The following is a 22408-nucleotide window of genomic DNA, read 5'->3' as shown; positions in this document are numbered from 1 at the left end:
GCCTGCATCACGGGAGTTTGATTCTGTTCGGGCCATGCAGCTCCTGAAACGAACCGGAGGAAGACTCGTTGCCCTTCTATTTCAGGTAAATTCCCTGCGGGTCGAGTTCTTCGCGCAAAATACGTAATTCTTCAGCCGAAGGTGGCACGGTTTCTTTCAGCTCGGCGGCAGTGCGAAGCGGCCATCCGGTGTTTTCACGGGCGTCTGCGAGGGTTGCACCTGGATGAAGAGCGGTGAGGATCAGTTCACCGTTTTCATCGGGTTCCAGAATGCCCAGGTTGGTCACTACCGCCTGAGGGCCGCTTCCGCGTACCCCGGCGGCCTGGCGCTCTCCCTTCCCGCTGAGGAAGCCTGCTGAAGTGCAAAAATCTACCCGTTCGGGGAAACGGCGTTTCTGATGAGGGGTGATGATGTAACAGCGGTTGGCCCAGGCGGCAATTTCCATAGAACCTCCCGAGCCAGGCAGGCGCACCCGGGGGTGGGTGTATTCTCCAATCACGGTGGCATTGATGTTCCCGTAGCGGTCAATTTGCGCCCCACCGAGAAAACCCACATCCACGTTGCCGCGCTGGAGGTAGAGGGTGAAGATATCGTACATGCTGCACACAGCCGCCGCACCGCTTACCAGGGTTGGATCGCCAATGGAAAGAGGCAGGCGGTTTGGGCGGGCGCCGATCACTCCGGCTTCGTAGATCATGTAGAGGTTGGGGGCATGGGTGCGCCTTGCGAGATTGCAGGCCAGGTTGGGTAATCCTACTCCCACGAAAACCACGTCTCCATCGCGGAGCAATCGCGCTGCATTGATGGTCATCAATTCGGAAGCCGTCCAGAGTTCGGTCATAATACACCCCCCCGGAGGATTTGACGAGGAAAATGGAGAATTTTATCTGGCATGGTTCAATACGCTCCGTAATTAACCGGATGGCTCAGGCGGGGAGCAACATGCAGCCGGGCATGGGTTTCGGCCCCCAGTTTTTCCCAGTAGGCATTTCGATCGGGCACCCCGAATATCCATTCGTTCAGGTAAGCCTGTACAGCGGATTCGGTTTCGCTGATCTCATCCCATTGCAGGTAAAAGGCGTTGTCGCGGTCATAATATCCCTGAGTATAGGAAGGGTGGGCACAGTAGGGCACATGGCACACTGCATCTACGATAAATTCGGGGATGAGTGTGCGGTTGGGGTCAGAGCGGATCACCTCTTCGGAGACGATTTCTTCAGCAGTGATGATCACCCGTCTGGCGGCGAAGGCGGCTTCTTTCTGCTCGCCGATGATTCCCCAGATGTGGGCATTCCCGCGGGCATCGGCGCGCTGGACGTGAATCACGGCTACATCGGGCTGAAGCGGCGGCACCACGATCACTTCACGGCCTGAATAGGGATCGGTCACACGGCGGTAAAGGGGGTTCGCCTGTTCCAGGTCGGTTGCGGCGGTGGGGTTCATGGGCAGGAAGGGCAACCCGGAGGCACCCGCCTGCAACCGGGTGATCATTCCAAAATGAGAGTATTCCTCCCATTCCAATCGGCCCGCTTCCAGCAGGCGGCGTAAGACCTTGAGTGAACCCACGCCGGGGTTGCCCATGTAGGAAAAAATAATTTTCCGGGCACAGCCAGCGGCGGCCATCTGGTCGTAGATCAGGTCCGGGGTAGCACGTGCCAGCACCAGGTCTTTCCGGCCCTGGCGAATGATCTCATGCCCGGCGGCGAAGGGAATCAGGTGGGTGAATCCAGCCAGGTAGACCAGATCACCATCGTGAACATAACGGGAGATGGCTTCAGCAAGGGAACAAAGTTTGGACATATTTACTGGTCTTTTTTCTTCTTCATCATTTTCTTGAGGGTACGGAAGCGCGCCGGTGGCTCAGATGGTGGAGCCGGGGAGCGCCACCATAACACAGCGCCGATGACGAGGCATAAAGCACCACTGCAAAAGTAACCAAAGGCTGGCTGGTCGGCAACATCGGAGAAGATAAACAGGAAAAGCAGGATAAAGCCGAGCCAGAAAAGGAACGTGCCGATGCGATTCGTCAGGGTCATGGGTGGAAAATTGCCAGGGCGGGAGAATCCCGCCCTGGTGTGAACAGGCATTTAGAGCCGCTGGATCAGAGTGTGAATCTGCTCACGCATATACAGCGGCAGGTAATATACCCCGCCGGCGTTCTTTCCGGTTGCCCCGGAGCCTTTCCACCCGCCGAAGGGCTGGAAGCCCGGCCAGGCTCCGGTTGTGGCACCCTGAGGGCGGTTGGCGTAGGTAACTCCCGCTTCGATATTCTCGAAGAACCATTGGGCTTCTTCCGGTGTGCCATAAAAGCCCGCAGTAAGGCCGTAGTTCACGTCGTTGGCAAGCTGCATGGCTTCATCGAGGCTCTGTACCCTGGCCAGGGTGGTGATGGGCACGAACATTTCGTGCTTCCATAAACGGTGATTGAGCGGCAGGTCGGCTACCAGCGTGGGAGCTACAAAGTATCCTCTGGCAAACTCACCTTCTGTGAGCACTTTACCTCCGGTGAGGATGGTACCGGCCTGATGGAGCTCTTCGGCAAAGTTCTGATAATCGCGGTACGAACTCTGGTTGATCACCGGCCCCAGGTACACACTGCGATCGGTGGGGTCGCCTATTTTCATCTTCTGGGTGAGGGTCACCAGCTTTTCTACCAGCTCGTCGTAGACCGGTGCTTCGATGTATACCCTGGAGCAGGCCGAGCACTTCTGCCCCTGCAACCCGAAGGCCGAGCGGGTGATGCCAATGGCGGCGTCATCGAGGTTGGCATGCCGGGAAACGATGGCCGGGTTTTTACCACCCAGTTCAAGAATGGTGGGACGCACCCATGCTGAACGGGCGAAATCGCGGTAGATCTTCATACCTACATCGTAAGAGCCAGTGAAGGTTACCCCGGCCACGTCAGGATGTTCAATGAGCGCCTGGCCGAGGGTGCTTCCGCCGCCGGTAACGTAATTGAACACCCCATCGGGCAGGCCAGCATCGCGGAGGCACTCTGCAATCAGGCGGGCCGTCCAGGGGGTATCGGAGGCGGGTTTCATCACCAGTGTGTTGCCGGTGACGAGGGCCGCGGCCGCGGGGCCGCCGGTGAGCGCGCAGGGGAAGTTGAAGGGGCTGATGACCAGCCAAACTCCATACGGGCGGAGCACCGAAGTATTGGTCGCCAGAAAGCCCGGCAATGGGTCACGTCCCATTTCGACGATGAAGCCGTGGTGGTCTTCCATCGACTGGCAGGCATATCGGAAGAGATCGGCGGTTTCGGCGACATCGCCGAGAGCTTCAGTGCGGTTTTTCCCAACCTCGAGGGAAACCACCGCGCCCATTTCGTAAATGCGCTGATCGATTAGATCGGCGGCTTTGCGGATGAGCGCAACGCGTTCCTGCCAGGGAGTGCGGCTCCAGTCTCGAAAGGCCTTTTTGGCTGCGGCAATGGCATCGTGGGCATCCTGCACGCTCCCTTTCTGGAAGATTCCCAGTACCATTTCGGTATTGGCGGGGTTACGGTCTTCGAACTTCTCGGCAGAGTAACGTTCCCGCCCGCCGATGATCATCCCGTGTTCTTTACCCAGGTTGGCTTTAACCCTGGCAAGGGCCTCTTCAAAATGGGTGTGGAACTCTTCGGGTGGGTTGAACATCGTCGCGTACGTCAGCTTGAAGCCTGTGTCGGCTGCCATAGTCCACGAACCTCCTGATCGAGTGAGAAAGAAAGGGTTGGCTGAGGGAAAATGAACGGTCGCCACATCCTGTTCTAATGGCCGTGCATTCCCCTTCTAACCTAAGTATAGCGTAGAAGAGGGGATGCGTCAAAATGGGTTAGAATTCAATCATGAACGATCTCACGTCCCGCTTTCTCCCGATTCTTGATTCCAATCAGGTACCTGACCCTCTTTTACCAGTCTTTCGGCCTTTCTATTCGGGGTTATCGATTGCCAACCTGCCCGCCAGTATATGTACCTGGCTGGGGGCGGATCCTCCCGGGGGGGCCGCGCCTCCATTACAGGAAGATTTAAGGAATGCCCTGGGCCAGCGGTTTCGCACGGTCATTCTTCTGCTCGTGGATGGTTTTGGGCTGGATCTGTTCTTGCAGGCGATCGATGCTCCTTCAGCCGGTGGGTGGCGAAATTTACCCCCCGATGCCCTGCTGGCGCCTTTGACCAGTGTGGTGCCTTCGACCACAGCCACGGCCCTGACCACGCTCTGGACGGGAGTCTTACCCGCAGAGCATGGGGTGATCGGATATGAGCTTTTTCTTAAGGAATACAGCCTGATCGCCAATATGATTTTCCACAACCCGGCAAGCTTTAGCGAGGGGCCGGGCAACCTGCGCCTGGCAGGCTTCGACCCGGCCACTTTCCTGCCGGTGGAGCCGCTGGCATACCACCTGGGGCGAGCGGGGGTGCAGACGTATGCGTTCATCCAGCGAGCACTGGCGCGTTCCAGCCTGTCGCTTCAGCTTCACCGTGAAGCACGCACCTCTCCTTTTCTCAACCTGGCTGATCTGTTCGTCAGTCTGGACGCATTGCTGGATACTCCCGCGCGTGAAAAGCGCTACATCTATGCGTACTGGCCCGGACTGGATGACACCATGCATCAATTCGGCCCCGGTGATGAGCGTGTTCAACGGGAGCTGGCCGCGTTCAGCCTTCAGTGGGGGTATTTCCTTGCCGACCGGTTGCGCAAGCGGCGGGGTGATACGTTGATTCTGCTCACGGCTGATCACGGGCACATTTTTACTCCCAAAAATCCGCATTTTGAGCTGCGCCATCATCCTGCGTTGCTGGAAATGCTCACCATGCTTCCCTCCGGTGAAGCGCGCCTGCCTTACGTGTTCGTTCGTAACGGGCGCCAGGAAGATTTTCTGGGTTATGTGGATCAGGCCTGGGGAGAAAGGTTCAGGGTTGTTCCGGCAGAGCGTTTTCTGGCGGCGGGCCTTTTCGGCATGGGGAAGCAACATCCGCGCCTGGCGGAACGTGTGGGAGATTTTGTGGTGCTCCCAGACGAAGGGGCCTTCTGGTATTTTGCCAACCGTGAGAATCCACTGCTGGGCAGGCACGGCGGGTTGACCCGGGCCGAAATGCTCGTTCCGTTGTTAGGGCTGATTCTTTGAAAGAAGAGCTACCTGTGCGGGAAAAGGCGCGGGAACACCATGGGGGTACGGCGCCGGTAGGCTTCATAAGCGGGGCCGAACTCGGCCGAGAGCTTACGCTCTTCGAATAACACCCCGATGAAGGTATACAGTGTGAGCCCAAGCATCAGTGCCAGAGTGTTCCAGGTGACGACGGGCATTAACCAGATCAGAATAAAAGAAAAAGTATAAATGGGATGGCGGACAAAACGGTAGAGGCCGACGGTTACGAGCTGGTCGGGCCCGGCGCGGCTGATGAGGGGCTGGGGCCGGGTGATTTGCCGCAGGCCGAGGAATGCGGCGGTGCCCGTCTGCCGGATGGCGGCGAGTAAACCCAGCAGGGCCAATCCCTGCAGGGTAAGGGTGAGGTACACCCAGGGGGAAGGAATGGAATACAGTGGACGATCGGGCAGAAGGAAAGGTAAGAGCAACAGCGGAGGTGCGGTGAGCAGGGCCAGGATCACATACCCCAGCCGATAAAAACGTTGGGCCGCACAGCCAAAGGCCCTTTCGGCCAGGCGCTTGGCCGTATGCGAGGCAAGGAGAGAATGGATTGTGCCATAGAGGGCAACTCCGGCCAGCACCCAGATGAAGCTACTTTCAGCCATAGAAAAGATTATACCCGGAACACCTGACCGGGTTGCCATTAAGGGTTTTGTAAGCAGGTTAAAAATAACCTTCTTCTGGATGAATTCCAGAAGAAGGTTGTTTTAGAACTTGGGTGAGGGGTTACTCTGCCGCGGGGATGACTTCTACTGCCGTGGTGGCGGCTTGCCGCCCGGTCAGCCGGCGGAAGGTCAGCGTCCACGAGGCCCCTGTGTAGGTGGTGACGATGCCGTTGAGCACAATTTCAACCGGCAGGTAGAGGCAGAAGAGCACCAGTGTGATAATTCCGCCGGTCATCCAGGCGCGTTCTCCGTCAATCAAAGCTGCACCGATGAGGGGCATGAGGGTGAAGAAGAAGGGGAGCGCGATGATGAAGCGAGCGATGCCGCCACCAATGCCAAGGATGAGGAACATAATAGCCGCCGGCCCCAGGTTGGCGCGGAAGATTTCCCAGCCGCGCTTCAGACCATCGATCAGCGAGCGGTTCTCACAGGTGATGGCCACAATGGCCTGCTCCACGATCACCGAAACAGCCCAGCCCACCGGAATGAGCAGACAGCAGAGCAGGATGAGGAGCGGCCCAAGACAGATCAGGGCGATTCCGGCAGTCAGGGCGGCGATCATGGTGGAAGGAACCACCAGCGCCAGCACGAGCACAATCCACGCCAGGAAGATCAGGATATTCAGGCCGAGGACGCGCCAGAAATAGGCACTGCTCTCGGCAAAAAGGCCGCCAAAGGTCAGTTTTTCTTTTCCTTCATCAGCCTGCCAGGTGCCGCGTGCCAGCCCAATGCGCCCGAAGGTGCTTAACACGATAACCACGGCGAGGAAAACCAGAGCCAACACGGCCAGCACAATGAAAACCCACCAGTTGTTTTCAATCCAGATTTCAAGGCGCTGGAGAAAATACTGGCTGGTGTCAAAGGGAGGGCGAAACTGGCTCCCGTCGAAGCGATAATTCACACCAGAGCCGCCGCCACCGCCACTGCTGCCGCCACCACCTGAACCCAGCCCGGCGAGGATACCGAAGATCCAGAGGACTTTATACTTCCAGATAATCTGCCAGGCGCGTGATAAAACTTCACCGTAATTCATTGAGGACCTCCATTGAATGGTCTGCACGGGGTGCCTGAGCAGGCTCAGAAACCCTGCGCGGTTCTTACTTCACTGAATATACGTTTATTCCCACTCAATGGTTGCAGGGGGTTTACTGGTGATATCGTAGGTGACGCGATTAACCCCCTGAACCTCGTTGACGATGCGGTTGGCCACCCGCGCGAGCAGGTCGGCTGGCAGGCGGGCCCAGTCAGCGGTCATGAAGTCCTCGGTTGTCACCGCACGTAAAACGACTGCTTCCTGATAGGTGCGCGAATCGCCCATGACGCCCACCGAGCGCACCGGCAATAGCACGGCAAAAGCCTGGGCAATCTGGCCCGGCTCGTCGGCCAGACGCTGATTGAGCAGGCCGGCAGCTTCCAGTTCACCCGTGAAAATGGCATCTGCGGCCCGCAGGCGTTCAAGCCGATCCCAGGTGATTTCACCCAGGCACCGGACTGCCAGCCCCGGCCCGGGGAAGGGTTGCCGCCAGACCAGTTCGGCGGGCAGCCCCAGCGCCTCGCCCACCGCGCGCACCTCATCTTTAAAAAGGTAACGCAGGGGTTCTACCAGTTGAAATTGCATGTCGGGGGGCAGGCCGCCCACATTATGATGGCTCTTGATCTTCTGGGCTTTATTCCGGTCGGGGCCAGAGGACTCGACGACATCGGGGTAAATGGTACCCTGAACGAGGAACGGTGGCTGGCCGAGACGGCGGGCTTCTGCCTCAAAAATACGGATGAAGGTTTCTCCGATGACGCGCCGTTTCTGTTCCGGGTCGGTGACGCCTTCCAGGCGATCGAGAAATTCTTCTACCGCATTGACCGTAACCAGCTCCAGCCCCAGGTTCTGGCGGAAGGCGCGTTCTACCTGCTCACGTTCGTGAAGGCGGAGCATTCCCGTATCCACGAAGACCGCGGAGAGCTGGTCGCCCACTGCTCGGTGCACCAGGGCTGTGGCTACGCTGGAATCAACCCCGCCGCTGACCGCCGCCAGTACACGCTCTCCACCCACCTGCTGGCGAATGCGGGCCACACTTTCAGCGATAATCGATTCGGGGGTCCAATCGGGGTGGGCGCCGCAGATCTCGACCACGAAGCGCCGGAGGATTTCCTTTCCGCCGGGGGTGTGATGCACCTCGGGGTGGAATTGCAGGCCATAATACCGGCCATCGGCACTGCTCATGGCGGCAAAGGGGCTGTTGCTGGTGGAAGCCAGGGCCACAAATCCGGGTGGGAGGGCTTCGATGCGGTCACCGTGAGACATCCACACGGAGTGGTCTCCATGGGGTAAGAGGGGGTTTTCGGAAAGTGTGTGAATGGTCGCCGGGCCGTACTCTCGTTGGCCAGCAGGAACAACTCTCCCGCCCATGGCCTGGGTAATGAGCTGCATTCCATAACAGATGCCCAGCACTGGCAGACCTGATTCGAGTACATAGGCTGGCAGGGTGGGCGCTCCCGGCTCGTAGACCGAGGCAGGCCCACCGGAAAGAATCCACCCTTTGGGGTGAAGGGCAAGGGCGCGTTCTGCGGGGGCGTCCCAGGGAAGCAGTTCACTGTAGACGTGAAGCTCGCGTACCCGGCGGGCGATCAGCTGGGTGTATTGCGAACCAAAATCCAGGATAACGATGGTGTCGGGCATAGATGCCATTATTCGGCGAAGTAGATACCGGTCTCATCCATGCGGGTGATGACCGCCAGGCTGTGAATGGGGACGTTGAGGTGGGCCAGCGCTTCACGCCCGCCCTCGAAGGTCTTTTCGATGAGTGCACCAATGCCCACTACTTCTGAGCCGGCGGCCTGCGCCAGCCGCACCAGTCCGAGAATAGTGGCGCCAGAAGCGAGGAAGTCATCAATGATGAGCACACGCTCTCCCCGTGAGAGGTATTCTGGAGAGACGATTAACTCGGTCATGCGCCCTTTGGTGTGGGAAGGGGCGACAGTGAGATAGACAGTGTCGGGCATGGTGACCGGTTTGGACTTGCGCGCATAAACTACCGGTAGATTCATGTGTTTCCCGGTCATCAGGGCGGGGGCGATGCCAGAAATTTCGGCGGTGAGGATGCGGGTAGCGCCGAGGTTGGCAAAAATGCGGGCAAATTCCATACCGCAGGCTTCCATTAAAGCCGGATCTACCTGGTGGTTAATGAAGTTATCTACCTTAAGAATGCCGTTGCCCAGGTACTTGCCGTCGCGTAAAATACGCTGTTTCAGAAGTTCCATTCCGTACCTCGTCATCTACAAAAAATACGTGCCAGAAATGATGAGCATTTGGAGGAGTTTCTATTTTACTACACCCTCTGGCGGGGGCGGTCTCATTCCGTGTTAGAATCACCCCTGAGATGACCAATCGACCGATTATACTGGCTTCTAATTCACCCCGCCGTCGGGAATTAATTGAACTGACAGGCTGGAGGGTTTCGATTCAACCGGCATCGATTGATGAAACGCCGTTGCCGGGTGAACCCCCGGCGGAATATGTATACAGACTGGCAGAGCAGAAGGCGCAGGTTGTGGGCCGCTCAGCCCCGATTGGCGCACTGGTCATCGGCGCCGACACCACCGTGGCGGATGGAGAGGCTATCCTGGGAAAACCACAGGATGAGGCCGAGGCCGTGGCCATGCTGAAGCGCCTGCGTGGAAAAGAGCACCGGGTATATACGGCGATTGTGGTGGTCGAACCATCCAGTGGTAAGGTACGCGGAGAGACCTGCGCAACGCGGGTGCCCATGCGTGCTTATACTGATGAGGAAATAGAAGCGTACGTGGCCACAGGCGACCCGCTGGATAAAGCCGGGGCGTATGCCATTCAACACAGAGAATTTCATCCGGTGGAGTATTTAGGGGGGTGTTACGCCAGCGTGATGGGGCTGCCGTTGTGCCATCTGGCCCGGGTGATGCGTCGTTTTGGGGTGGAAGCCCCGGAGGATTTGGCGGCTCGCTGTCAGCAGGTACTGGCCTATCAGTGTCCTATCTTTGAGGCAGTTTACCGGGGTGAACAGATCGGGTAAGCGTGAGCAAAGGAGTGCAGCACCTTTCATGAAGTGGTTCAGGTTTTCGTGGTTGATGGTGGTTTTTCTGGTGGCCTGTTCGGGGGTGGTTGCCGGGCCAGTGCCCACCGGGCAAGTTCCCACACCATCGGTATTGCATACACCCAAGGTGTACACCACCAGTGTGCCTAAAGTGGCCGATGCTGCCAGGGCATTTTTAGAGGCCTGGAAGGCAGAAGACTACGGGGCCATGTACGCCATGCTCGCCCCCACCAGCCAGGACGCCACCCCTCAAGATCAATTCACCACCCGGTATAAAGAAGTGGCCATCAATCTTACTCTCCAGTCCTTAGATTTTGAGGTGCTTTCGACCATGACCGGGCTTTCGAGCGGGCAGGCGGCTTACCGGGTGACGTTTAAAACTGCTCTGCTCGGAGACCTGACCCGTGAGATGACCATGAACCTTACCCTGGTCAATGGTTCCTGGCGTGTGATGTGGGAAGATGGCATGATCATGCCTGAATTGCGCGGCGGCAACCGCCTTGAGCTTGATTACCGTACCCCCTCACGCGGCAATATCTACGATCGCAAGGGGTATCCCATTGCGGCCACCACGGATGCCGTGGCGCTGGGTATTGTGCCGGGAGACATTGCCGAAGGCACGGAAGGGACGGTGCTCAGTGAGCTGTCGCGGCTGACTCAGAAGCCCCCCGAGTGGATCAAAGCCCTCTACGGGGATAACTACCCCGCCTGGTACATTCCCGTGGGTGAGGCCACCATGGATGAGCTTAACCAGCGGTTGGATGTGGTGCGAAACCTGGCGGGTTTTGCTTATAAGCCCTTCCGGTCACGTTATTATTATGACGGTGGGATCGCCCCTCATGTGACGGGGTATGTGTCTTTCATTCAGCCTGAACAGCTGGAGGAATACCAGCGCCGTGGTTACCCCATGGACGCCAAGGTGGGTCAGGCAGGACTGGAGAAATGGGGCGAGTCGTATCTGGCCGGGCAGCCCGGAGTGGCCCTCTATGTCACCGACCCGCAGGGAAATGTTATTACCCGGCTCGGGGCGAAAGACCCTGTGCCCTCTCAATCGCTCTACACCACGATTGATGCCGCCCTGCAATTCCAGGCGCAACGGGCGATTAATGGCTTCACCGGTGCGGTGGTGGTGCTGGAACGAGACACCGGCCGGGTGCTGGCCATGGCCTCATCTCCGGGGTTTGACCCCAACCTGTTCGAGCCGCAGAACCTCAATTCGAGTGCCCTGAAGGATGTGCTCAACGATTATCGCCAGCCGCTGGTCAACCGGGCTGCACAGGGAGCGGGGTATCCATTGGGGTCGGTTTTCAAGATCGTCACCATGGCGACTGCATTGGAGACGGGGCTCTTTACTGCCGAAGATACCTATAACTGCCAGCTCACCTTCACCGAGTTACCCGGTTATGTGCTGTACGACTGGAGGTACAGCCGCGGTCTTCCGCCGAGCGGGGTGCTCACCCTGCCCCAGGGGCTGATCACTTCCTGTAACCCGTGGTTCTACCACATCGGTCTGACGCTTTCTCAGAACGGGATGGCCGGAGAGCTTTCAAAGATGGCGCGCGCCTTCGGGCTGGGGGTGCCTACCGGTATTGAGCAGGTAGCTGAAAGCACCGGCAACATGCCCGATCCTGAGAGCGACGAAGTGGCTGTGCAGATGGCGATTGGCCAGGGGCAGATGCTGGTGACCCCCTTGCAGGTGGCTGATATGATCGCCGCGGTAGGAAACGGCGGGACCCTCTACCGCCCGCAGGTGGTGGAAAAAATAGTAGATCCTGACGGCAACCCCGTTTATGAGTTCAAACCCGAAGTGCGCGGGAAGCTGCCCATCAGCCCGGAGCACCTCCAGCTCATCCAGGACACCCTGCGTCAGGTGGTGGTGAACAGCCGCGGCACGGCTGTACGCGCTTTCTCAGGGCTGGCCATTCCGGTGTACGGGAAGACAGGTACTGCCCAAAATGGCACAGACAAAGAACACGCCTGGTTTGCCGCCTACACCAATGCCGGGCGCGAGGATAAACCGGATATCGCGGTGGCCGTGATCGCCGAGTTCTCAGGTGAGGGATCGGAGATTGCCGCTCCCATCGCCCGGCGGATCATTGAGGTGTATTTCCTCGGTCAGCCGCAGCGCATTTACCCCTGGGAAGCCAAACTCAACGTAACCCGCACACCCACCCCTGAAGTGACTGAAACGCCTTCTCCATGAGTTCCGCTGACCTTGTTCCAGGCCGGGTCGTTCACCTTTCGTCGGGGTTTTACACGGTGCAGACCCCGCAGGGGCAGGTGGTTTGTCAGCTCCGCGGTCGGCTCAAACGACTGCGCGCCGAGGGAGATGTTATTGCTGTGGGCGACCTGGTGCAAATTCGCCGCCTGCCAGATGGCAGCGGGGTGATTGAGGCGATTGAGCCGCGCCACAGTGCTCTCGTCCGGCTTGACCCGCGCCCCCGCGGGATATACCGCCAGATTCTGCTGGCCAATATTGATCAGATTGTGCTGGTATTTGCCTGTGCCGAACCCGCTCCCCGCCTGCGAATGCTGGATCGGTTTCTGGTCATTGCGGAAAAGCAATCCATTCCTCCGATGATTGTGGCCAACAAAGTGGATCTGGTAGGGATGGAGCAGGCAGAGGCTTTGTTTGGCCTTTACCGTCAGATCGGGTATCCTGTGCTTTATACCTCGGTGAAAACATGCCTTGGGATAGAAGCTCTGAGAGAGCAGCTGCGTGGAAAGATTTCGGGGCTGGCCGGTCCCTCTGGGGTGGGGAAGTCGAGCCTGTTGAACGCCATTCAGCCTGAGCTGGGGCTGGCTGTGCGGGAGGTAAGCGAACAGACGAGTAAGGGACGGCATACCACGGTTGTCCGGCAGATGTTTCCTTTGCATATAGGCGGGTATGTTGCCGATTTGCCGGGCCTGAAGGCACTGGCCCTCTGGGATACTCAGCCCGAAGAGCTGGATGGGTATTTCCCGGAGTTACGCGAGCTGGTGGCCAATTGTCAGTTCAGTGATTGCACTCACCTTCACGAACCCGGGTGCGCCGTACGCGAAGCAGTCCAGACAGGACGGGTTCATCCTCAACGGTATGAGTCTTACCTGCGTATGCGGTTTGGCGAGGAAGAATGAAACAGGACTCACCCGGCAGAAGAGATTAGCCCCCCGGCGCTTGATGATGGTAGAATTCGGATCATGTTTAAGCGCATCCCTTTCCTGATCATGCTTCTGCTGATAGCTGGCTGGCTGGCGGCCTGCCAGCAGGCAGGACAGATTTCCACATTGAATTCATCCACGCTCACGCCCGGTGCTCCGGTGGTTCCAACGGTGGAGCCCTCGCCTACCGCTGTTCCTCCTCGCACGTTAACCGTGTGCCTTTCAGAAGAACCGCAGACGCTCTATCTTTACGGCGGTTCATCGCGCAGTATGTGGAATGTTCTTGAAGCCATCTACGACGGACCGTACGATACCCGCGGCTTCTCGGCCCAGCCCGTGATTCTGGAGAAGATGCCCTCTCTGACGGATGGCGACGCCCGTTTACGCCCGGTGAATGTGTCTGCCGGAGATGTGGTGGTAGATACTGCCGGGCAGGTGGTTGCCCTGGCGAAAGGGGTGACGGTCTTCCCGAGCGGGTGCCGCTCTGGCGACTGTGCGGTTGTCTGGGATGGCAGTTCTCCTCTGCAGATGGATCAGCTTGAAGTCACCTTCCGGCTTAAGGACGGCATTCAATGGTCGGATGGGGCACCGCTCACGGCGGAAGATTCGGTCTTTTCTTATCAGGTGGCGGCTGACCCGGCTTCGCCGACCAGCAAAGGGGTGATTGACCGCACGGCTTCGTATACGGCGATTGACTCGCTGACGGTTCAGTGGGTGGGGGTGCCGGGGTTCGTAGAACAGCGCTACCCCACCTTTTTCTTCCTCCCGTTGCCCAAACATGCCTGGGGCGGGCTGACGGCGGCTCAACTGCTCACGGATGAGACTGTTCGCCGCCAGCCCCTGGGCTGGGGGCCGTATGTGATCGACTCGTGGGTGCCGGGGGAACGGATTCACCTCCGCAAGAACCCTCTGTATTTCCGTGCTGGCGAAGGCCTGCCCAAATTTGATTACCTCGACTTTACTTTTAATGGAAACCCCGCCGATAGCGCCCTGATGGCGCTGGTAGGGGGGAAGTGCGATGTGGTGGATCAAAATGCCGGATTTCTCCCCCTGCTGGAGGAGTTGATCAACACCCAGAACAACGGGCGGTTGAAACTTTACCTGCAACAGGGGCCAGAGTGGGAGCACCTCGATTTTGGCATCCGCCCTGCCAGTTATGATGATGGGTATAACCCGGCTGCCGGTGACCGCGCGGATCTGTTTGGAGATGTGCGCACCCGGCAGGCATTTGCCCGGTGCATTGACCGCAACCGATTGATTCAGGAGGTGTTCAAAAACCGGTCAGCCGTTCCGGCGGGTTACCTTTCTCCTACCCATCCACTGTACCAGACCGATTTACCCGCCTATACCTACGACCCGGCGGCGGGGGCGCGTTTGCTCGACGAAGTGGGATGGAAAGACCTCGATGGTGACCCATCTACCCCTCGTGTGGCCGTGGGTGTGCCCAATGTGCCCGATGGAACCCTGCTAAGCGTACGTTTGTTCACCACGCAGGCCGAACTGCGCCGGCAGGCGGCTTTGCTGGTGCAGGCGGGGTTGAAGGAATGCGGGGTGGAAACGAGCATCAGCTTGCTCGACCCTGGAGAATTGTTTGCTCCCGGCCCCGATGGCCCGCTCTTTGGGCGGAATTTCGACCTGGCATTATTTACCTGGGACGGAGCGGCACGCGTGCCATGCCAGCTTTATACCAGCGATCAGATTCCTGCCAGCGGCAATCGCTGGATTGGTGCGAATATTACCGGCTTCACGGATGAGCGCTTCGATGCCGCTTGCCAGGCGGCCTACTGGGCTTTGCCCGATCAATCCGATTACGCGGCCCAGTTCCAGGCGGCGGAACGCCTGTTTGCCGAACAACTGCCGTCCATCCCGCTTTATTACGGCCTGAGGATTGCCATTTCACGGCCCGATTTGTGCGGAGTAGAGCTTGATCCCACTGCACGTAGCCTGCTTTCTGGGATCGAGACCGTGGATGTGGGAGAAGGTTGCCAGAAGTAATCAGGAAGAGATTCTGGCTGGCTCCACTATAGAGGAAAGGGAGGCTTTCATCCGGGGGAGGCTTACCACCTCGTTAAATCTCTTGACACTATGCAAGCCTTATGCTACCATTTTTCTAGTCTGTCTTCCAGGGCAGTCTTTTACAGGTGAAGGGAGCAACCACTTACACATTAACCGCAGTGCAATCGGGGGCACTGCAGTTTATGTTGTAGTGATCTGGCTCTCAAAAACCTCAATCAGTTTCTCATTCTCACAGGAGGAGAAAAAATGAAGCAAAACAAGCTAATGTTGGTCTTGGGTCTGATTGTGATCGCCAGCATGGTGCTTTCGGCATGTGGTGGCGGTGCAGCAACTCAGGCACCCACCCAGGCCCAACCTACTCAGCCGGCTGCGACCGAAGCACCGACTGTAGCGCCGACGGAAGCTCCGACCGAAGCCCCGACGGCTACCCCGACCGAGGCCCCGCGCACCACGCGCAAGGGCGGCTGGTTGGATGAGATCGTCTTCACGGTGGTCGATGCCGCTTCTGCGGTTACCCAGCTCAAAGCGGGCGCCATCGACATCTATGCCAACGGTCTCTCTTCGGCAGACCTGCCTTCCATCAAGGAAGCCGGTTTGGAATATGCAACCGCCAATGGTCTGTATTATGACCTGCTCTTCAACCCTGCCGAATTCAAGAACGGCGAGTTGAACCCCTTCAGCAATCGCAAGATCCGCGAGGCGATGAACTGGCTGGTTGACCGCAACTACATCAACCAGGAAGTGTACGCCGGTGGTGCTCTGCCGAAGTGGTTTGCAATTACCACCCAATTCCCCGATTATGCTGATTTGGCAGATACCGCTCGCGCCCTGGAAGCCAAATACGCTTACAACCCCGACAAAGCTAAAGAAGTGATCACTGCTGAGATGGAAGCCATGGGGGCCAAGCTGGTGGATGGCAAATGGACCTACAACGGCAAGCCCGTGACCCTGATCTTCCTCATCCGCCCCGATAGCGATGGTACCCGCAAGCCCATCGGTGATTACGTGGCCAATCAGCTTGAATCCATCGGCTTCACGGTAGACCGCCAGTACAAGAAATCTTCTGAGGCCAGCCCGATCTGGATCGGTTCGCAGCCTGATGAAGGTAAATGGCATCTGTATACCGCCGCGTGGAGCGCCACGATCCTCGATCGTGACCAGAGCAATATCTTCCAGGAAATGTACCTGCCCACCAGCGCTCAGGGTATTCCGGTTTTCCTGGCCAACAAGCCCGATCCTGAATTCCAGAAAGTGGGCGATGACCTGGCGAATGCCAAGTACAACACGCTGGAAGAGCGCCATGAATTGATGAAACGCGCTCTGGAGCTCTCGCTGCAGGACTCGCTGCAGGTCTTCCTCATCGATGGCAAGAACTACATCCCCTACGTCAAGGGTCTGCAAACCACGGCTGACCTGGCGGCTGGTGTTGAAGGAGCTCAGGTCTGGCCTTACACCACCCGCTGGATGGACAAAGAAGGTGGCCAGCTGAAGTGGGCGACCCAGGGTCTGTTCGGTGATCCATGGAACCCGATTGGCGGCTCGAACTGGGCGTATGACCAGGGCGCCATCCGCGCCACGCAGAGCGGCGATGTGATGTACGACCCCTTCACCGGCCTGGTGTGGCCGCTGCGCATCGAGAAGGCCGAAGTGGTGGCTCAGGAAGGTCTGCCCATCGGCAAGACCCACGACTGGGTTGATCTGAAGTTCGAAAAAGAGATCAAAGTGCCGGCTGACGCGTGGGTGGACTGGAACGCCAAGGACCAGAAGTTCATTACCGTGGGCGAGAAATTCCCCGATGGACTGACCGCCAAACGCAAGACCACTGTTTATTACCCGGCTGATCTCTTCAAGACGGTCAAATGGCACGATGGTTCGCCTGTTTCGCTGGGTGACTTCATCATGACGCTGATCATGACCTTCGATCGCGCCAAGCAGGAGAGCCCGATCTACGATGAACAGGCTGTGCCGACCTTTGAACTCTTCATCCAGGACTTCAAGGGTTACAAGATCGTCTCGACCGATCCGCTGGTGATCGAATACTACAGCGATACCTATCAGCTGGACGCCGAGTTGAATATCCCGGTCCTGTGGCCGACCTACAGCTTCGGTGAAGGCGCCTGGGATGTGCTGGCGATCGCCAACCTGGCGGAAGCCAATGGCGAACTGGCGTACTCGACCGACAAGGCTGGCCAGAAGCAGATCGAGTGGACGAGCTTCGTGGGCGGCCCCAGCCTGGAGATCCTGGCGAAATACCTCGACAAGGCTCTGTCTGAATCCTACATCCCCTACGCTCCGACGATGAGCCAGTATGTGACCCCCGAAGAGGCCAAGGCGCGCTACGAGGCCCTGAAGGCCTGGTACGGCGAGCACAACCACTTCTGGGTTGGCACCGGCCCCTACTACCTGGATAAGGCTTTCCTGACTGAGAAGAGCCTGACGCTCAAGCACTTCGCCGACTATCCTGACCTGGCTGACCGCTGGTCGAACTTCGGTGAGCCCAAGCTGGCCGATGTGACGCTGGATGGACCCGGACAGGTGAAGATTGGTGAAGAGGCTACCTTCGAAGTTGCGGTTACCTTCAAGGATGAGCCCTATCCGCAGGCGGAGATCAAGCAGGTGAAATACTTGCTCTACAACGCCAAGAATGAGATCGTTTCGGTGGCGGATGCTCAGTTCGTCGAAGACGGTAAGTACACCATTACGCTCAGTGCTGAGGATACTGCCAAGCTCGAAGCGGGCTCGAACAAGCTCGAGGTCGCGGTGGTGCCGCTGGTAGTCAGTGTGCCGACCTTCTCCTCGATTGACTTCGTGACCGCCCCGTAAGGCTGCACGATTGTGGAGAACGATAGGGGCAAGGGCAACCTTGCCCCTATTTATCCTGATTAGTGAGGAACAAATCAATGACAGCAGTACCTCAGACGCTCTCAGAGGGTACAAAAAGCAAAGCAGGCACTTCCACATTAAGCCGGGTGGCCCGTTTTGCTGTCATTCGGCTGGTTACCCTGTTCATCACGGTAGTTATTGGCGTATTTTTAACCATCATGATCGCCAACATGGGTGGTTATGTGGATGAGATCATGCGCTCTGAGATCAGAGAGCGCACGATCATGCGTGTGGCGGCGATGACGGCCAACCAGGAAGTGACGCCCGAAATGCGCAAGAAGTTGACCGAGGACATGATCAAACTGGAAGAAAAACGCCTGGGACTGGATACACCCTTTATGGTGCGGGCGTTTCGCTACCTAGGCAATGCCCTGCAGTTGAACCTGGGTCGGGCGGTCAATATGATCAGCGATAGCGGATCACGCTCGGTGCGGGCGATCATTTTAGAGCGCTTACCGGCTACCCTGCTTTTAATGGGCACTTCTGAGCTGATTCTCTTTTTTAGCAGTGTGTTCATCGCACTTTCTTTGTCGAGGAATTACGGCAGTATCTGGGATAAGATAGTTATTGCCCTTTCACCCACTTCTGCTGCCCCTCCGTGGTTTTACGGTATTTTCTTCATCCTGATTTTTGCAGCTTTGTTAAAGATCTTGCCTTTTGGCGGGATGGTGGATGCACCACCTCCCACCAATCCGGTCGAGTATACTCTCAGCTTGCTTAAACATCTCATTCTGCCGGGCGCTTCCCTGATCTTCAGTTCGCTCTTTCTAAGTATCTACAACTGGCGTACGTTCTTCCTGATTTATTCCAGCGAAGATTATGTTGAGATGGCCAAAGCAAAAGGGCTGGCCTCACGTGATATTGAACGTCGTTACATTTTACGGCCCACATTGCCCACCATCATCACCAATTTTGCCCTGCTGGTCATCAGCCTGTGGACGGGGGCGACGATTACAGAGACGGTATTCCTGTGGCCCGGACTGGGGCGCACTCTCTACCAGGCGATCGGTCTGTACGACACGCCGGTGATCGTTGGCTCGACCATCATTTATGCTTATTTGCTGGCTGTCACGGTGTTTATCCTCGACTTTGTCTATGCTCTGGTTGATCCACGCGTGAAAGTAGGGGGCAGTGGGCAGTAATTATGAATAAGCTCAAAGATACCATTCGCGATATCCTGTATTATCCATCTGCAATCGCCGGGGCAATCATTATCCTGCTGTTAATCGCGCTGGCGATCTATGCGATGATCAAAATCCCGTATTCTGAGGCCATCCGATTGTGGCGCGGGGGGGAAGAGGTGTGGTATCAAAACCCCAAGACGGCTCCGCCCTCCTGGTATAACCTGTTCCTCGCCAAAAAGCAGCCGGTTTCTTTCGCGGTGAAATCGGGCGATACGGAAGGGTCGCTTTTGAAGAAAGTGACCCCCGGGAAAGAAGATACCGCTTCGATTGACTTCACCTATTCTTTCGACTTCAATTATGATGAATTTCCGCAGGAGATGATGGTTTACTTTACTTCGACGTTTCAGTCGAAGCAGCCGTTTGTCTCGATCTACCTCATCACTCCCGACGAGCGGAAAATTCGCATCTCGGATTTTGGCTTGAACGCCAAACAAAACTTCCGTTTTTCTCAGGATGAGAAGTTGATCAAGCGCCTGAAGACCGAAAATGTCATGGTGGCGCTCTTCTCGGTGCCAAAATCGGACCCTCCTGTGCCGCTGAAGGGCACCTATCAACTGGTGATCAACGGTGTGACCTTTGAAAAAGGGTCCGATATTAACGCGGAGTTTGTTTTCCATGGCAAGGTGTTCGGGCTGGCAGGCACCGACATTTCGCGGCGTGACCTGATGGTGCCGTTGCTCTGGGGAGCCCCGATTGCCCTGGCCTTCGGTCTGCTGGCTGCTCTCGGTACAGCCGTGCTCACCATGATCATTGCGGCTATTGGCGCGTGGTATGGGGGCTGGGTGGATGACCTGATCCAGCGCATCACCGAGATTAACCTGGTGTTGCCTTTCCTGGCGATCCTGATCATGGTGGGTACTTTTTACAACCGCAGTATCTGGACGATCCTGGGGGTTACGGTTCTTTTGAGTATCTTTACCGGGTCGATTAAGTCTTATCGCGCCATCTTCATGCAGGTTAAGGAATCTACCTATATCGAAGCGGCGCGGGCTTACGGTGCGAGTAACATTCGCATTATCTTTACCTATTTGATACCTCGCATCATTCCTCTGTTGATCCCCACTCTGGTTTCCTCGGTACCGTCGTATGTATTTCTGGAAGCCTCGCTGGCAGTCCTTGGCCTGGGAGATCCAGTACTGCCCACCTGGGGGAAGATCATCAATGATGCGGAAATGAACGGTGCACTGTATAAGGGCTGGTATTACTGGATCATTGAACCGGCGGTGTTGTTGATGGTGACCGGTCTGGGCTTTGCCATGCTGGGCTTTGCGCTGGATCGAATTTTCAATCCGAAGTTGAGGGGCCTGTAATCATGGCAGACACAAAGTTACTCCGTATTGAAGATTTGGTGCTCCATTTCCGCACCGAACGCGGAACGGTACAGGCGGTCGATGGGGTAAACCTGGAGCTGGACTATAATGAAGCCATCGTGATTCTGGGGGAATCGGGGTGTGGAAAGACCTCGCTGGCCAAGGCCATCTTACGCCTGCTCCCGCGAAATGTGCAGCGGTATTCCGGCAGGGTGTTTTTAAACAATAAAGATGTGATGACGTTGAACGATGAGGAATATCGCCGGAACGTGCGCTGGCGTCAGATGTCGCTGGTGCCACAGGCGGCGATGAATTCGCTCAATCCGGTGCTCAAGGTTGGAGACCAGGTGGCCGAACCCATGATGATCCATTATGGAGCGCCTAAAGAAGGCGCGATGGAGCAGGCCCGCAAGATGTTCAACCTGGTAGGGGTTCCTGAAGAATTCCTTGGCCGGTATGCCTTTGAGCTTTCAGGTGGAATGCGCCAGCGGGTGGCGATTGCCATGTCGCTGGTGACCACGCCTGATCTCATTGTTTTAGACGAACCCACATCGGCGCTGGATGTGCTTACCCAGGCGAATATCTTCAATGTGCTCAAGCGCATTAAAAAGGAAATGGAAACCAGCTATATCTTAATCACCCACGATATTGCCACCTCCAGCGAGCTGGCCAATAAAGTGGCGGTGATGTATGCCGGGCAGATCGTGGAAGTAGGGAAAGCCGCGCAGTTCTTCCAGGAACCGTTTCATCCCTATTCTCAGAAATTGATGGCGAGTGTCCCCCGGCTTCATGGAGATAAAGAGCCCGATTTTATCGTCGGCCAACCACCCAGCCTGTTGAACCTGCCTACCGGGTGCCGTTTTAAGGATCGTTGCCCGGCGCGGTTTGGCAGATGTGAGGAAGATCCACCGGTGTTCCACAAGGATGGGCATCTGGTTAAATGCTGGTTGTATGCGTAAGGAGAGCTTGAATGGCCGATCATACTATTCTTGAGAGTGTTCAGTCTACCTCCTCCGTGGCTTTGAACCCTGAAAGCAAGGATGAAGTTCTCCTCTCGGTGCAAGATTTACAGGTCTGGTTTGAATTGCGCCGGTTTGGCTTTGGACATGCAGGCTATGTGCACGCCGTAGACCATGTAAGTTTTGATCTGCATCACGGTGAGGCGATCGCCATTGTTGGTGAAAGTGGCTGTGGAAAATCGAGCCTGATGAAGACCATTCTCGGGCTTAACCGCATCACCGGAGGGGCCATTTATTATAAAGGGCAGAGCATTGCCGGGATGAAACACGCCGAGCTTCGCAAGTACCGCGCGCAGGTGGGATACGTGCAACAGGACCCGTACGGGGCGATGGCGCCTTTTATGTCGGTTGAGAAGATCCTGGAAGAGCCTTTGCTGATCAACACCAATCTGAGCCGCCCCGAGCGCTTACAGCGCATTGAGCAGGCACTGACCGAGGTTAAGGTGACCCCTGTGCAGGACTTCCTGCCCAAATTCCCGCACATGCTGAGTGGCGGTCAGCAACAACGGGTGGTGATCGCGCGGGCTATGATCCTGGAGCCGCAGCTGGTGGTGGCGGATGAACCGGTGTCCATGCTGGATGCCTCGGTTCGCGTGGAAATTCTGAAGCTGTTGCGGAGTTTACAGGAAAAGCACAATCTCGCTGTGATTTACATCACGCATGATCTTTCAACCGTGCGCTATTTCTCCCGGCGCATCTTCGTCATGTATGCAGGGAACCTGGTTGAAAAGGCGAAAACCGAAGATCTGTTGCGCAACCCATCCCATCCGTACACTCAGGCGTTGTTGACGGGAACTTCAGAGCCAGACGCCAACAACGCGTACACCTTCAAGGAAGTGCCGCCCGGTGAACCACCGAACCTGATCAGGCCGCCAGCGGGATGCCGTTTCCACCCGCGCTGTGCGCGGATGATCTCGGGAGTCTGTGATGTGGAAGTGCCCCCTGACTTCCAGGTGGAGCCGGACCATACAGTGAGGTGCTGGCTGTACAAGTAGGCG

The 22408-nt window shown here is 57.1% G+C and carries 18 protein-coding genes; 10 read left to right on the top strand and 8 right to left on the bottom strand.

Annotation, left to right across the window (positions count from 1 at the left end; genetic code table 11):
• Positions 1 to 76: 76 nt before the first annotated feature.
• The 4 genes from ATHL_RS12780 to ATHL_RS12765 are packed head-to-tail and all read right to left on the bottom strand — an operon-like array spanning position 77 to position 3674.
• The gene (locus ATHL_RS12780; RefSeq protein WP_062194429.1) at positions 77 to 841 is read right to left on the bottom strand and encodes a CoA-transferase subunit beta; all 765 of its coding nucleotides are present in this window, start codon (positions 839 to 841) and stop codon (positions 77 to 79) included.
• A gap of 56 nt (positions 842 to 897) precedes the next feature.
• Positions 898 to 1800, bottom strand: coding sequence for a CoA transferase subunit A (locus tag ATHL_RS12775; protein ID WP_062194426.1), 903 nt, complete (start codon positions 1798 to 1800; stop codon positions 898 to 900).
• A gap of 2 nt (positions 1801 to 1802) precedes the next feature.
• The gene (locus tag ATHL_RS12770; RefSeq protein WP_162787706.1) at positions 1803 to 2036 is read right to left on the bottom strand and encodes a hypothetical protein; all 234 of its coding nucleotides are present in this window, start codon (positions 2034 to 2036) and stop codon (positions 1803 to 1805) included.
• Positions 2037 to 2087: 51 nt separating this feature from the next.
• A complete protein-coding gene (locus ATHL_RS12765; RefSeq protein WP_062194420.1) occupies positions 2088 to 3674 on the bottom strand; it encodes an L-glutamate gamma-semialdehyde dehydrogenase in 1587 nt (528 codons plus the stop codon).
• A 152-nt stretch (positions 3675 to 3826) separates the two neighbouring features.
• Here ATHL_RS12765 and ATHL_RS12760 point away from each other — a divergent pair, with 152 nt between their 5' ends.
• Positions 3827 to 5107 (top strand): alkaline phosphatase family protein, encoded by a 1281-nt coding sequence (locus ATHL_RS12760; protein ID WP_062194418.1) that lies wholly within the window; start codon positions 3827 to 3829, stop codon positions 5105 to 5107.
• Positions 5108 to 5115: 8 nt separating this feature from the next.
• Here ATHL_RS12760 and ATHL_RS12755 read toward each other — a convergent pair whose 3' ends face one another.
• The 4 genes from ATHL_RS12755 to xpt all read right to left on the bottom strand — a co-directional run bounded on the left by ATHL_RS12755 (position 5116) and on the right by xpt (position 9048).
• Positions 5116 to 5733, bottom strand: coding sequence for a methyltransferase family protein (locus tag ATHL_RS12755; protein WP_162787705.1), 618 nt, complete (start codon positions 5731 to 5733; stop codon positions 5116 to 5118).
• Between the two features lie 121 nt (positions 5734 to 5854).
• Entirely contained in the window at positions 5855 to 6826 is a 972-nt protein-coding gene (locus ATHL_RS12750) for a hypothetical protein (RefSeq protein WP_062194412.1), read from the bottom strand.
• 84 nt (positions 6827 to 6910) lie between these two features.
• On the bottom strand, positions 6911 to 8467 hold the full coding sequence (gene guaA, locus ATHL_RS12745; protein WP_062194454.1) for a glutamine-hydrolyzing GMP synthase: 1557 nt from the start codon (positions 8465 to 8467) through the stop codon (positions 6911 to 6913).
• An 8-nt stretch (positions 8468 to 8475) separates the two neighbouring features.
• Complete coding sequence (xpt, locus tag ATHL_RS12740; protein ID WP_062194410.1) at positions 8476 to 9048, bottom strand: xanthine phosphoribosyltransferase; 573 nt, start codon at positions 9046 to 9048, stop codon at positions 8476 to 8478.
• 119 nt (positions 9049 to 9167) lie between these two features.
• Here xpt and ATHL_RS12735 point away from each other — a divergent pair, with 119 nt between their 5' ends.
• The 9 genes from ATHL_RS12735 (at position 9168) to ATHL_RS12690 (ending at position 22405) form a co-directional block, all read left to right on the top strand.
• Positions 9168 to 9836, top strand: coding sequence for a Maf family protein (locus ATHL_RS12735; protein WP_084001421.1), 669 nt, complete (start codon positions 9168 to 9170; stop codon positions 9834 to 9836).
• A 28-nt stretch (positions 9837 to 9864) separates the two neighbouring features.
• On the top strand, positions 9865 to 12060 hold the full coding sequence (locus ATHL_RS12730; protein ID WP_062194407.1) for a penicillin-binding transpeptidase domain-containing protein: 2196 nt from the start codon (positions 9865 to 9867) through the stop codon (positions 12058 to 12060).
• The gene (rsgA, locus tag ATHL_RS12725; protein WP_062194405.1) at positions 12057 to 12974 is read left to right on the top strand and encodes a ribosome small subunit-dependent GTPase A; all 918 of its coding nucleotides are present in this window, start codon (positions 12057 to 12059) and stop codon (positions 12972 to 12974) included. The genes ATHL_RS12730 and rsgA overlap by 4 nt, the downstream gene beginning before the upstream one ends.
• Before the next feature lie 63 nt (positions 12975 to 13037).
• A complete protein-coding gene (locus tag ATHL_RS12720; RefSeq protein ID WP_062194402.1) occupies positions 13038 to 14993 on the top strand; it encodes an ABC transporter substrate-binding protein in 1956 nt (651 codons plus the stop codon).
• 267 nt (positions 14994 to 15260) lie between these two features.
• Positions 15261 to 17837 (top strand): ABC transporter substrate-binding protein, encoded by a 2577-nt coding sequence (locus ATHL_RS12710; RefSeq protein WP_062194397.1) that lies wholly within the window; start codon positions 15261 to 15263, stop codon positions 17835 to 17837.
• Positions 17838 to 17914: 77 nt separating this feature from the next.
• Positions 17915 to 19039: an ABC transporter permease gene (locus tag ATHL_RS12705; RefSeq protein ID WP_062194394.1), complete on the top strand. Its 1125-nt coding sequence runs from the start codon at positions 17915 to 17917 to the stop codon at positions 19037 to 19039.
• Positions 19040 to 19041: 2 nt separating this feature from the next.
• Positions 19042 to 20391 (top strand): ABC transporter permease, encoded by a 1350-nt coding sequence (locus ATHL_RS12700; protein WP_062194391.1) that lies wholly within the window; start codon positions 19042 to 19044, stop codon positions 20389 to 20391.
• Between the two features lie 2 nt (positions 20392 to 20393).
• Positions 20394 to 21350, top strand: coding sequence for an ABC transporter ATP-binding protein (locus ATHL_RS12695; protein WP_062194388.1), 957 nt, complete (start codon positions 20394 to 20396; stop codon positions 21348 to 21350).
• A 62-nt stretch (positions 21351 to 21412) separates the two neighbouring features.
• Complete coding sequence (locus ATHL_RS12690) at positions 21413 to 22405, top strand: ABC transporter ATP-binding protein (protein WP_062194451.1); 993 nt, start codon at positions 21413 to 21415, stop codon at positions 22403 to 22405.
• Positions 22406 to 22408 lie beyond the last annotated feature (3 nt).

The sequence above is a fragment of the Anaerolinea thermolimosa genome, from assembly GCF_001050195.2.
Classification (GTDB): domain Bacteria; phylum Chloroflexota; class Anaerolineae; order Anaerolineales; family Anaerolineaceae; genus Anaerolinea; species Anaerolinea thermolimosa.
The sequence above is the reverse complement of the archived record's forward strand: the minus strand, read 5'-3'. Positions and strand labels throughout refer to the sequence as shown.

What these genes read in the sequence shown, in the direction of transcription:
- ATHL_RS12700 (WP_062194391.1), top strand. Translation starts at nt 19,042, where the DNA reads ATGAATAAGCTCAAAGATACCATTCGCGATATCCTGTATTATCCATCT.
- ATHL_RS12770 (WP_162787706.1), bottom strand. Translation starts at nt 2,036, where the DNA reads ATGACCCTGACGAATCGCATCGGCACGTTCCTTTTCTGGCTCGGCTTT.
- ATHL_RS12775 (WP_062194426.1), bottom strand. Translation starts at nt 1,800, where the DNA reads ATGTCCAAACTTTGTTCCCTTGCTGAAGCCATCTCCCGTTATGTTCAC.
- rsgA (WP_062194405.1), top strand. Translation starts at nt 12,057, where the DNA reads ATGAGTTCCGCTGACCTTGTTCCAGGCCGGGTCGTTCACCTTTCGTCG.
- ATHL_RS12750 (WP_062194412.1), bottom strand. Translation starts at nt 6,826, where the DNA reads ATGAATTACGGTGAAGTTTTATCACGCGCCTGGCAGATTATCTGGAAG.
- xpt (WP_062194410.1), bottom strand. Translation starts at nt 9,048, where the DNA reads ATGGAACTTCTGAAACAGCGTATTTTACGCGACGGCAAGTACCTGGGC.
- ATHL_RS12710 (WP_062194397.1), top strand. Translation starts at nt 15,261, where the DNA reads ATGAAGCAAAACAAGCTAATGTTGGTCTTGGGTCTGATTGTGATCGCC.
- guaA (WP_062194454.1), bottom strand. Translation starts at nt 8,467, where the DNA reads ATGCCCGACACCATCGTTATCCTGGATTTTGGTTCGCAATACACCCAG.
- ATHL_RS12755 (WP_162787705.1), bottom strand. Translation starts at nt 5,733, where the DNA reads ATGGCTGAAAGTAGCTTCATCTGGGTGCTGGCCGGAGTTGCCCTCTAT.
- ATHL_RS12695 (WP_062194388.1), top strand. Translation starts at nt 20,394, where the DNA reads ATGGCAGACACAAAGTTACTCCGTATTGAAGATTTGGTGCTCCATTTC.
- ATHL_RS12765 (WP_062194420.1), bottom strand. Translation starts at nt 3,674, where the DNA reads ATGGCAGCCGACACAGGCTTCAAGCTGACGTACGCGACGATGTTCAAC.
- ATHL_RS12780 (WP_062194429.1), bottom strand. Translation starts at nt 841, where the DNA reads ATGACCGAACTCTGGACGGCTTCCGAATTGATGACCATCAATGCAGCG.
- ATHL_RS12760 (WP_062194418.1), top strand. Translation starts at nt 3,827, where the DNA reads ATGAACGATCTCACGTCCCGCTTTCTCCCGATTCTTGATTCCAATCAG.
- ATHL_RS12735 (WP_084001421.1), top strand. Translation starts at nt 9,168, where the DNA reads ATGACCAATCGACCGATTATACTGGCTTCTAATTCACCCCGCCGTCGG.
- ATHL_RS12730 (WP_062194407.1), top strand. Translation starts at nt 9,865, where the DNA reads ATGAAGTGGTTCAGGTTTTCGTGGTTGATGGTGGTTTTTCTGGTGGCC.
- ATHL_RS12720 (WP_062194402.1), top strand. Translation starts at nt 13,038, where the DNA reads ATGTTTAAGCGCATCCCTTTCCTGATCATGCTTCTGCTGATAGCTGGC.
- ATHL_RS12705 (WP_062194394.1), top strand. Translation starts at nt 17,915, where the DNA reads ATGACAGCAGTACCTCAGACGCTCTCAGAGGGTACAAAAAGCAAAGCA.